The following is an 873-nucleotide window of genomic DNA, read 5'->3' on the forward strand; positions in this document are numbered from 1 at the left end:
CGTCGCGCCGCGGCCGATCGCGGGACGCCGTGGCCGCAGCCGCTCGCGAGCCAGGCCGCCCGGGTGCACGGCGACGGCGACCGCGACACGTGGGAGCAGGCCGCGTACGCGCGTCAGCGGCGACTGAGCCGCGCCGTGCTCCTCGCCGCGGCCACGCTCGACGACGCCTGGCTCGACGAGGTCGTCGACGGCGTCTGGATGCTCTGCGAGCAGAGCTCGTGGTGCTGGCCGGCGCACGAGGACGACCGGAGCCGGGCCGGGTCCGTGCTCGCCGACGCCCGCGACCCCTTCGTCGACCTGGGCGCCGGCGAGGTCGTCGCGCAGCTCGCCTGGATCGACCACGTGCTCGGCGGACCGCTCGACGACCGCTACCCCGGCGTGCGCGCCCGCATCCGACGCGAGGCGCGCCACCGCGTGCTGGATCCCTTCGCACGCCGCGACGACTGGCACTGGATCGGGCTCGACGGCGACGTGCACAACTGGAACCCCTGGATCGCCGGCAACGTGCTGGTCGCGGCGCTCCGCCTCCTGGACGACGCGGGCGGGGAGGACCACCGGGCCGACGTCGTGACGCGCGCCGTCGCGTGCCTCGACCGCTACGTGCGGGCGCTCCCCGATGACGGCGCGGTGGACGAGGGCTACGCGTACTGGTGGAACGGCGCCTGCCGGGCGCTGGAGGCGCTCGACGTGCTCGCGCACGCCACGGACGGCGCCTGGGACGCCGCCTCCGTCGCCGCGCTGCGCGCCACCGTGGCGTTCCCGCACCGCTCCCACCTGGGCGGCGACTGGTACGTCGACCACGCCGACAGCAGCGCGCGGCAGGACGCGGGGCAGCCGTGGCACGCCGTGCACCGGGCGGCGCGGCGCGTGGGC

1 pseudogene is annotated in these 873 nt (G+C 77.3%); it reads left to right on the forward strand.

The annotated features are described in order from the left end of the window. A pseudogene (locus tag Q6969_RS15975) lies at positions 1 to 873 on the forward strand (hypothetical protein); the annotation flags it as partial.

Origin of the sequence: Clavibacter sp. MX14-G9D (assembly GCF_032917815.1) — a bacterium.
GTDB classification, from domain to species: domain Bacteria; phylum Actinomycetota; class Actinomycetes; order Actinomycetales; family Microbacteriaceae; genus Clavibacter; species Clavibacter michiganensis_K.